9 protein-coding genes and 1 pseudogene are annotated in these 10,252 nt (G+C 48.0%); 7 read left to right on the top strand and 3 right to left on the bottom strand.

Annotated features, from left to right (window positions below; all coding sequences use genetic code 11):
* Nucleotides 1-177 precede the first annotated feature (177 nt).
* The 3 genes from dapD to map form a co-directional block, all read right to left on the bottom strand.
* A complete protein-coding gene (gene dapD, locus ACRCZA_RS02790) occupies nt 178-1,002 on the bottom strand; it encodes a 2,3,4,5-tetrahydropyridine-2,6-dicarboxylate N-succinyltransferase (protein ID WP_438672965.1) in 825 nt (274 codons plus the stop codon).
* A gap of 25 nt (nt 1,003-1,027) precedes the next feature.
* A complete protein-coding gene (gene glnD / locus ACRCZA_RS02785; RefSeq protein WP_438672964.1) occupies nt 1,028-3,610 on the bottom strand; it encodes a bifunctional uridylyltransferase/uridylyl-removing protein GlnD in 2,583 nt (860 codons plus the stop codon).
* 99 nt (nt 3,611-3,709) lie between these two features.
* A complete protein-coding gene (map, locus tag ACRCZA_RS02780; protein WP_438672963.1) occupies nt 3,710-4,558 on the bottom strand; it encodes a type I methionyl aminopeptidase in 849 nt (282 codons plus the stop codon).
* Between the two features lie 257 nt (nt 4,559-4,815).
* On the opposite strand from map, the gene rpsB reads away from it, so the two are divergent.
* The 7 genes and pseudogenes from rpsB to ACRCZA_RS02745 form a co-directional block, all read left to right on the top strand.
* Nucleotides 4,816-5,544: a 30S ribosomal protein S2 gene (gene rpsB / locus ACRCZA_RS02775; RefSeq protein ID WP_438672962.1), complete on the top strand. Its 729-nt coding sequence runs from the start codon at nt 4,816-4,818 to the stop codon at nt 5,542-5,544.
* A gap of 120 nt (nt 5,545-5,664) precedes the next feature.
* Nucleotides 5,665-6,516: a translation elongation factor Ts gene (tsf, locus tag ACRCZA_RS02770; protein WP_438672961.1), complete on the top strand. Its 852-nt coding sequence runs from the start codon at nt 5,665-5,667 to the stop codon at nt 6,514-6,516.
* Nucleotides 6,517-6,586: 70 nt separating this feature from the next.
* Nucleotides 6,587-7,324, top strand: a complete 738-nt coding sequence (pyrH, locus tag ACRCZA_RS02765) for a UMP kinase (RefSeq protein ID WP_438672960.1) — start codon at nt 6,587-6,589, stop codon at nt 7,322-7,324.
* Between the two features lie 21 nt (nt 7,325-7,345).
* Nucleotides 7,346-7,903 carry a ribosome recycling factor gene (gene frr, locus ACRCZA_RS02760; protein ID WP_438672959.1) on the top strand — a complete coding sequence of 186 codons (558 nt, stop codon included), beginning with the start codon at nt 7,346-7,348 and terminating at the stop codon, nt 7,901-7,903.
* Between the two features lie 82 nt (nt 7,904-7,985).
* Nucleotides 7,986-8,813: an isoprenyl transferase gene (locus ACRCZA_RS02755; RefSeq protein ID WP_438672958.1), complete on the top strand. Its 828-nt coding sequence runs from the start codon at nt 7,986-7,988 to the stop codon at nt 8,811-8,813.
* 20 nt (nt 8,814-8,833) lie between these two features.
* Nucleotides 8,834-9,691 (top strand): phosphatidate cytidylyltransferase, encoded by an 858-nt coding sequence (locus ACRCZA_RS02750; RefSeq protein WP_438672957.1) that lies wholly within the window; start codon nt 8,834-8,836, stop codon nt 9,689-9,691.
* A 4-nt stretch (nt 9,692-9,695) separates the two neighbouring features.
* Nucleotides 9,696-10,252 (top strand): annotated as a pseudogene (locus tag ACRCZA_RS02745) (1-deoxy-D-xylulose-5-phosphate reductoisomerase); the annotation flags it as partial.

The following is a 10,252-nucleotide window of genomic DNA, read 5'->3' as shown; positions in this document are numbered from 1 at the left end:
AGTGCGCTGGGGTTGACTCAGTGCACTTGAATTGTTTGAAAGTAGGGCTTGGTTGTGTGCACGAGGGGGAACGCGTTGCCTGACGCACGGCTAAAAAAATAATGCCAAGCAAGACTTGGCATTAAACACGGATATTGCGCTGGCCTGCACCGCAGGCATCAATCATCGGCTTACCGATTAATCGACGATACGCAGTAATTCGTTGATCCCGACTTTTCCACGGGTCTTGGCATCCACTTTTTTCACAATAATCGCGGCATACAAGCTGTATTTGCCGCAGGCTGATGGCAAGCTGCCTGAGACCACCACGGAACCCGCAGGCACGCGGCCGTAATGCACTTGGCCAGTCTCGCGGTCATAAATGCGGGTGCTTTGGCCGATATACACGCCCATCGAAATCACTGAGCCTTCTTCAACCACGACGCCTTCGACAATCTCAGAGCGCGCGCCGATAAAGCAGTTATCTTCAATGATGGTTGGACCGGCTTGTAATGGCTCAAGGACTCCGCCAATCCCAACGCCGCCGGATAAATGCACGTTTTTACCAATTTGCGCACAGGAGCCCACTGTCGCCCAAGTGTCCACCATAGTGCCTTCATCAACGTAGGCGCCTAAGTTAACGTAAGATGGCATTAATACGGTGTTTTTGCCGATAAATGAACCTTTACGCACTGTGGCTGACGGCACAACACGAATCGCTTCTGCTTTAAAGCGGGCTTCATCATATTCGGCAAATTTTAACGGTACTTTGTCAAAATACTTGGTTTCGGCACCGTCGATCACCGCGTTATCAAAAATACGGAAGGACAGTAACACCGCCTTTTTGAGCCATTGGTGTACATGCCATTGGCCATTGATTTTTTCCGCGACACGCAGTTCACCTTTATCGAGCATATTGATGACCTGTTGCACGTCGCTGCGTACGCGCTCGTCAACTGTGCTTGGTGTGATGTCGGCGCGCGCTTCAAAAGCGGCCTCAATACGTTGGCGTAAAGCCTCCATTTACTTCTCCCACTGGTTTAGTTAATTACTCTGTTGCGGTAGTGTTGGTGCTTAGGGCATGCACTAATGCCTCTGTCAGCGCCTGTTCTTGGGCTGGATTGAGCTTCAATCCATCATTGGTTTGCAACATAAAAAAGTCCTCCGCTCGCTCACCTATCGTGGTGATCTTGGCGGCGAGCAAGGTGGTGTTGCAACGGTAAAAAATATCGCCCACTTTGGCCAATAAGCCCGGGGTATCTAAGGCGATAAGTTCCATCATGCTGGTACCATGGCGGCTGCTCTCGAGGAAGCTCACCTGAGTTGGTACGTTAAAGGGTTTCATTTTACGCGACAATTTTCGAAAGCGTGGCAGCTTGGGGTTGTCGCTAGAAAGCGCCTTTTCTAGGGATTTACGGATACTTTGGATGCGGGACAGTTGACTGACTGGCTCGCCATCTTGCTCTAAAATAACAAAGGTGTCTAGGGCATAATTATCTTTGGATGTCATGATGTTAGCATCATGCACATTGATGTTTTTATTGTCGAGGACCGCCATCACAGTCGCGAATAATTTGGGCCTATCTTGGCAGTATACAAACAGCTCAGTACCGCCACGCGTGGTGTGTTTGGAAATGAGGACTAAGGGTTCATCCTGTTGCTTGTGTTTTAAAATGGCTTCGGCGTGCCAGGCCACTTGGTTGGGCTGGTGGCGTAAAAAATAATCCGCTTTAAAACGTTGCCACAGGGTATCGAGATCTTTTTCTTTAAGGCCGCGTCGTAGCAGCTCTTTTTTGGCCTTGGCTTGGTATTCGCGTACTCTAGCGCGGATATCCACGGTTTTTTCTTTACCGCGGGCGAGCACCCTTTGGGTCGAAAAATACAAGTCACGCAGCAGTGAGCCTTTCCAGTTATTCCAGGTTTTTTCGTTGGTCGCGCAGATATCGGCGACGGTTAAGCAGTACAGGTAACTTAAATGCACCGCATCGCGGACTTTACTGGCAAAGTCTGCGACGACATCGGGATCGGAAATATCCCGGCGTTGTGCGGTCACCGACATCACCAAGTGATTTTCAACTAGCCAAGCGACTAAGCGACCATCGTGGTCGTTTAAGCCATGCAGTTTGCAAAAATCCAGCGCATCTTTGCTGCCCAGCTTGCTGTGATCGCCGCCGCGGCCTTTGGCGATATCGTGAAAAATCGCGCCCAATACCAATAAGCCTTTTTTCGGTAACTGGTTGATGAGAATTGAGCCTAAGGGAAATTCTTCCTTGTGCTCGGCTTGGGAAAATCGCTCGATATTGAGCAGCAATCTGTGGGTGTGTTCATCCACCGTATAGGCGTGGAACAGGTCAAATTGCATTTGGCCTTCAATATGGCGCCAAGCGGGTAAATAGGCCGATAGCACTCCGTGTTTATGCATAAGCGATAACGCGGCAATGCCACGAGGATGTTTCAATATCTCCATAAAGGCTTGGCGGCACAGTGGATTTTCTTGCAAGGGTTGTTGCTGTGCCCGGCGAGCACGGCGCAGTGAGCGCAGCGTGGGAGCATAAATGCCTTTAATATTGGAGTTTTTGGCCACATGCACAAACAGGCGGACAATTTCTTCACCGCTGTCGAATAGATCTTCATGCAGGGCTTCAATAAAGGTACCGCGGCGCTGGTAGTGATTATCAATGGCTTGAATTTCTAAGGCCTTGGTATGGCCCAGAGTGGCTCGTTTAAACAGCTGCAACAACATTTCGTTGAGCTCCATCACCCGGCGCACGGTGCGATAGTAGCGTTTCATCATTTGTTCAACGGCGAGCTGAGTGGCATCCTCATAGCCCATTAATTCAGCCACTTGGCGCTGCACATCAAATAATAGGCGGTTTTCATCGCGTCCCACCGCCATATGCAGAGCAAAACGCAGTTTCCACAGAAAATGCTGACATTCGAGCAGTTCTTCTAATTCGGCGGGTTCTAAAAATTCGTACTGAACTAATTCTTCTAGGCGAGCGGCGCCAAAGTGGCGCATGGCAACCCAAGCGATGGTTTGGATATCTCGAAGGCCGCCCGGGCAGCTTTTAATATTGGGTTCAAGGTCGAAGGCACTCGCCTTGGCATGGCGGGCATGTTGCTCATCCCGCTTGGCAATAAAGAAGTGACTTGAGGTCCAAAAGTCGCTCTGGCGAATGGCATCATAAAGCTGGTCAAACAGGGCTTCTGGTCCTGAAAGCAAACGCGCTTCTAGCAAGTTGGTGGCGATAGTAATGTCTTCTCGCCCAAGGTTTAGGGTATCGCTGAGGGTGCGGACACTGTGGCCTATCTCAAGGCTGGTATCCCATAAATAGGCGATAAATTCGCTGAGTGTGGTTTTAGCAGCCGTAGATAACTCGCCGTCGAAGAGGAATAACAGATCGACATCCGAGTGCGGATGCAGCTCTCCTCGGCCATAACCGCCGACGGCGATCAGGGCGATAGGATAATGGTCTAGACCATGTTGTTGCCAAGCTTGTTTGACGAGGGAATCAACAAACTGACAGCGCTGAGCGACTAGCTCTTCAATCGGGGTTTTGGCCTTGAATCTTGCTAAAAGCATTTGATTCTGTTCGATTAATGATTGTTTTGCTAGCAGCGCTGTATTCATCGAGTCCCTTGTGTAAATGCGTTAGGCTATTGGCTATCCCCTGAGGCCGAATATGACGGAATGGACAGCTTAACTATCGTCTTTATAAATTAATCGTCATTAGTGATTAATAAAGCGTGGAAAATCTTCCTCATCGCGCAGTGTCAGTACTTCGACACCGGTTTCAGTCACCAGTAAGGTGTGTTCCCATTGGGCTGAATTTTTACCATCGGAGGTGGTGACTGTCCAATTATCGTGACGATCGAGCACTGTGGTGTGGCGACCTGCGTTGATCATCGGCTCAATGGTAAAGCACATACCTGGGCGCAAAATGGTGTTGTCATTGTTGCGATAGTGCATCACTTGAGGTTCTTCATGGAACCCTGCACCAATCCCGTGGCCACAATAATCTTGCACGATGGAATATTTCTCAAGGCCTGTTTTGCTGGCTTTGATGAATTTTTCGATAGTGGTGCCGATTTCACCGAGTTTTAGCCCTGGGCGGACTTTACGAATGGCTAAATACAAGCTTTCTTGGGCGATGCGGCACAGGCGTTTGTCTTTTGGACTAACGTCACCGATTAAGAACATTTTTGAGGTGTCGCCGTGGTAACCGTCTTTAATGACAGTGATATCGATATTGACAATATCCCCGTCTTTTAGAGGTTGATCATTTGGAATGCCATGACAAATGACCTGATTGATCGAGGTGCAAATGGATTTAGGAAAACCATGGTAGTTGAGTGGCGCCGAAATCGCCCCTTGCTCCTCAGTATATTTAGCGCAGATATCGTTGAGTTCATTCGTGCTGACACCCGCCTTAACGTAGGGGGCAATCATTTCTAATACTTGTGCGGCAAGTTTACCCGCCGCGCGCATTTTGTCGATTTCTGCTGCTGTCTTAATGACGATACTCATTGCGTTTTCTCTTGTGTCTTCGGTGTCTGTTGGCGCGCCATCCCGATGCAAAAATTTGTGCTTTAGGGCTGTTTGTGGTATAAAGCGCGCCGTTATGTTTAAGTCTTGATGAATTACCTGACTCGAGCATCTATGCTCTTTTGGGTGATAGCAATACTAAAGATGGCGGCCATTATACATGGCAATTTGTCTAAATACTAAATCACACACGTGTCGACACATTCTTCGGGGTGCCCTCAGTTGTTCACTGCGGGGTCGAAGACATGGGATACGTGGAGGTCTAACCCCCTAATTTTAAGGTAATAGAAATGACTACAGTTTCAATGCGCGATATGCTCCAGGCCGGTGTCCACTTCGGTCACCAAACCCGTTACTGGAACCCAAAAATGAAGCCATTCATTTTCGGTGCTCGCAACGGTGTTCACATCATCAACCTTGAGCATACTGTGCCAATGTTCAATGAAGCGCTGGCTTTCATCAGCAACGTTGCTTCAAAGAAAGGCAAAGTATTATTCGTTGGTACTAAACGTGCTGCTGGCGAAGCGATCAAAGAAGCTGCGCTATCTTGTGATCAGTACTATGTTGATCACCGCTGGTTAGGCGGTATGTTGACTAACTGGAAAACCGTTCGTCAGTCAATCAAACGTCTGAAAGAACTGGAAAGCCAATCAGTAGACGGTACTTTCGACAAGCTGACCAAGAAAGAAGCGCTGATGCGTACTCGTGAGCTTGAAAAGCTGGAGAAATCTTTAGGCGGTATTAAGAACATGGGCGGCCTGCCAGACGTATTATTCGTTATCGGCGCTGACCACGAGCATATCGCTATTAAAGAAGCTAACAACCTGGGTATCCCAGTTGTTGCCGTTGTTGATACGAACTCTGCGCCAGATGGTGTTAACTACATCGTTCCTGGTAACGACGACGCGATGCGTGCTATTCGCCTGTACACTACTTCTGTTGCTGCAGCAGCTAACGCTGGCCGTGGTCAAGATTTAGCGGTTCAAGCTGAGCAAGACGGTTTCGTAGAAGCCGAATAATAATAAGGCGGGATGAGATTCATCACCCTTATTAACCAAGATTGTTAATTGGTTAACAGGGGCCATACGGCCCCTGTTTTATATCTGCAAATTAGTCGAATTTTTAGAGAGGATTTAACAATGGCAATTACAGCTGCCCAAGTTAAAGAACTGCGCGAGCGTACTGGCGCAGGCATGATGGATTGTAAAAAAGCCCTAGAAGAAACCAACGGCGACATGGAGTTAGCAATTGACAACATGCGTAAGTCTGGTGCTGCTAAAGCGGCTAAGAAAGCAGGTAACATCGCTGCTGACGGTACTATCCTGATCAAAAACGGTGAAGGTTTCGCAGTACTGTTAGAAGTAAACTGCCAAACTGACTTCGTTGCTAAAGATGCGAACTTCTTAGGTTTTGCTAACGCTGTGTTAGATGTTGCTGCAGCATCTAAAGTGGCTTTAGAAGACTTAAAAGCACAGTTCGAAGAAGATCGTGTTGCACTGGTTGCTAAAATCGGTGAAAACATCAACGTTCGTCGCGTTGAGTACATCGACGGTGCTAAATTAGCGGCTTATCGCCACGGTGAGCGTATCGGTGTGGTTGTAACCGGTGACGCAGATGACGAAACGTTAAAGCACATCGCGATGCACGTTGCGGCGTCTAAGCCAGAATATGTTAACCCAGAAGACGTTCCAGCTGACGTAGTCGCTCGCGAACAAGCTCTGCAAATCGAAATCTCTATGAATGAAGGCAAACCTGCTGACATCGCAGAGAAAATGGTTGTGGGTCGTATGAAGAAGTTCACCGGTGAGATTTCTCTGACTGGTCAAGCTTACATCATGGAACCTAAGAAAACTGTTGGCGAATTCTTGAAAGAGAAAGGCGCTAAAGTCACTAACTTCATCCGTTTAGAAGTTGGTGAAGGTATTGAGAAGAAAGAAGAAGATTTCGCAGCTGAAGTTGCTGCTCAAATCGCTGCTTCTAAAAAGGCTTAATCGCCAACGCTAAATACCCCCAAGACCGCAGCAATGGCTGCGGTCTTGTTATGACCAGGATATAAAAATTATGAGCACCAATCCAAAACCTGCATTTAGACGCATTCTTCTAAAATTAAGTGGCGAAGCACTGATGGGCGACGAAGGCTTCGGCATCGACCCTAAAGTGTTAGATCGCATGGCTCAAGAAGTGAAAGAGCTGGTAGAGTTAGGCATTCAGGTGGGTGTGGTCATTGGTGGTGGTAATCTATTTCGCGGTGAAGGCTTAGCAAAAGCAGGCATGAACCGTGTGGTGGGCGATCACATGGGTATGCTGGCCACGGTGATGAATGGCTTGGCCATGCGTGATGCCTTACACCGTGCCTATGTTAATGCTCGTCTAATGTCGGCAATCCCCTTAAAAGGGGTGTGTGATGACTACAATTGGGCTGAGGCAATAAGCTTATTGAAATCAGGCCGTGTGGTGATTTTTGCCGCAGGTACGGGTAATCCGTTCTGCACTACTGATTCTGCCGCATGTTTGCGTGGCATTGAAATCGAAGCTGAAGTCGTGCTAAAAGGCACTAAAGTCGATGGCGTGTACTCCGACGACCCAATGAAAAATCCAGATGCGGTTAAGTTTGACGAATTAACCTACGGTGAAATTCTGGAAAAAGAATTAAAAGTAATGGACTTAGCAGCCTTTACTTTGGCGCGTGATCATGACATGCCTATCCTAGTATTCAATATGAACAAGCCTGGCGCGTTGCGCCGCGTGATCATGGGTGAAGAAGAAGGCACATTGATCAGAGCGAAAAAAGTTATTTAATGACCAAAAAGGACATTTAACGTGATTGCAGATATTAAAAAAGATGCCCAAGAGCGCATGGGTAAGTGCGTTGACGCCACTAAAAACCAAATGGCAAAGGTGCGTACCGGGCGTGCACATCCCAGTTTGCTTGATTCTATTCAAGTGTCTTATTACGGCACTATGACGCCTCTGAATCAAGTGGCGAACGTCGGTGTTGAAGACTCGCGTACGCTGTCTGTGACGGTGTTCGACCGCAGTGCGATTCAAGCGGTAGAAAAGGCGATTATGAGCTCAGATTTAGGGTTAAATCCTATGTCTGCTGGCGCAACCTTACGTATTCCATTACCCGCGCTGACGGAAGAACGTCGTAAAGACTTTATCAAAGTGGTTCGCCATGAAGCTGAAGGTGGCCGCGTGGCGATTCGTAACGTACGCCGTGATGCGATTTCTGAAGTGAAGAAGCTCGAAAAAGCCAAAGAATGCACTGAAGATGATGTTCGCCGCTTTGAAGATGAAGTGCAAAAATTCACCGACGCACACATTAAAAAAGTCGATGAAATTTTAGCTGCTAAAGAAATTGAGTTGATGGAAGTCTAATCTCAGGTTCGATAAGCTAGAGTTGATGCGCCGTGTAGGGGTATACTGCACGGCGTTTGTCTATTTTAAAGGGTTGTATTAGATGTCATCCACAGTGGAACTTGATCCGCACCCTAGGACGCGTGAGAGTGAGTTATACACTCCAACGACCTTGCCGGGACAATTACCCGAGCTTGTAAAGCAGTCATTACCTAAGCATGTGGCGATCATTATGGACGGGAATGGTCGTTGGGCTCAAACCCAAGGCAAACCCCGAGTGATGGGGCATAAAGCTGGCGTTAAAGCGGTAAGACGTGCTGTGAGCACCGCAAGCCAATTGGGGATCCAATCGCTGACATTATTTGCATTTTCCAGTGAGAATTGGCGCAGACCCGATAAAGAAGTCAGCTTGTTAATGGAATTGTTTTTTACCGTATTACAGCGGGAAATAAAGCTGCTAGATAAGAATCAGGTTAAGCTTAATATCATTGGTGATATCAGTCGTTTTTCAGCTCGTTTGCAAAAGCAAATTCAGTTGGCGCAGGAAAAAACCGCCAATAATACTGGGTTGGTGTTGAATGTGGCGGCCAATTATGGTGGCCGTTGGGACATTCTTCAAGCGGCGCAAAAACTGGCACAAAAGGTTGAAATTGGTGAAATGACCAGCAGTCAGTTCACCGAAGAGGCCTTGAGTGCGCATTTGTGCATGCAAAATCAGAGTGAAGTTGATTTAATGATCCGCACGGGTGGCGACTGTCGCATCAGCAATTTTGTGCTGTGGCAGGCAGCTTATGCGGAATTGGTGTTTATTGACACCCTTTGGCCTGATTTTGATGAACAGGCTTTCCATGATGCGATTGCAATTTTTGCGAGTCGCCAGCGTCGTTTTGGTTTGACGGGAAGTCAGATTGATGAGATGCGCTCATTGTAAAACGTGATGAGGGATTTTTTTTGCTAAAGCAACGTATAATAACAGCAATTTGGTTGATTCCATTAGTTTTGGGGGCGATTTTTTTGCTTCCATCGGTGTATTTTTCTTGGGCCTTAGTGGGCGTTTTTCTGATTGCGGCAAAAGAGTGGGGACGGATAATCGACAGCCAATGTGAAGTAACTCAGTGGAGTTTTACTTGTACCGTTGGCGTGTTACTGATTGCGATTAACCTGCTTGTGCCGATAGATGTGGTGTGGCTCCAGGGGCAACTGCATCCCATATTGTTAGCGGTTATTTATATTGGGGCGCTATGGTGGGCGTTGTCTTTGCTATTAGTGATCACTTACCCCAAAAGTGCACGATTTTGGCAAAAGAATCCCATGCTAAAATCAATGTTTGGTCAGCTGACCTTAGTGCCATGTTTTGTGGCACTCATTGCTCTCAAATCGATTAGCTCACACATTTCCCCTTATTTTGGACCCTCCTTAGTCCTTTTGGTGATGCTGATCGTTTGGGCCGCCGATTCTGGAGCCTATTTTGTCGGCAAAGCGGTAGGTAAAACCAAGTTGATGCCAGCAGTGAGCCCAGCAAAAACCTTAGAAGGGCTGATTGGTGGCCTGCTAACCACACTGTTAGTGGTAGCAGGGGTGATGTATATCGCGCCGGAACAAGAACTCTTGCTTGTGCTTGCGGTGACGCTCTTTGTCGCTATGGTGTCAGCCCTTGGTGATTTATCTGAAAGTATGTTTAAGCGCGCCGCTTGTATTAAGGATTCCGGTAGTATCTTGCCCGGACACGGCGGAGTGCTCGATCGTATTGATAGCCTGACGGCCGCCTTACCGGTATTTACCCTAATCTACATTGCATTTTGGATGTAACGCTATGCAAAATATGGTGATTTTGGGAGCAACAGGCTCTATTGGAACCAGCACCTTAAAGGTGATTGCGACCAATCCTCAGGCCTATAAGGTTTATGGTTTAGTGGCTCATGCTAGCGTCGAGAAGATGCTGGCACTGTGCCTAGCCCATCAACCTGTGGTGGTCCATATGGTCGATGCGGCGGCGGCCCAAGCGTTAAAGGCGCAATTACCACCCGCGCTTAAGATTCAAGTGACGAGTGGCGCGGATGAATTAGTGGATTTAGTCACCGCTCCTCAAGTGGATACAGTGATGGCTGCCATTGTTGGCGCGGCGGGTTTAGTGCCGACATTGGCGGCGGTTAATGCCGGTAAACGAGTGCTGCTTGCCAATAAAGAGGCACTGGTGATGTCCGGTGAGCTGTTTATGGACGCCGCCATCCGTGCTGGCGCCACGCTGCTGCCAGTCGATAGTGAGCACAATGCGATTTTTCAGTGTTTACCCCAAGATGTACAGGCCAATCTTGGCCGCTGCGATCTAGCCGCCGCTGGGATTTCACATATTTTACTGACGGGCTCAGG

The organism is Shewanella sp. (assembly GCF_051658185.1).
Taxonomy (GTDB): Bacteria; Pseudomonadota; Gammaproteobacteria; order Enterobacterales; family Shewanellaceae; genus Shewanella.
The sequence above is the reverse complement of the archived record's forward strand: the minus strand, read 5'-3'. Positions and strand labels throughout refer to the sequence as shown.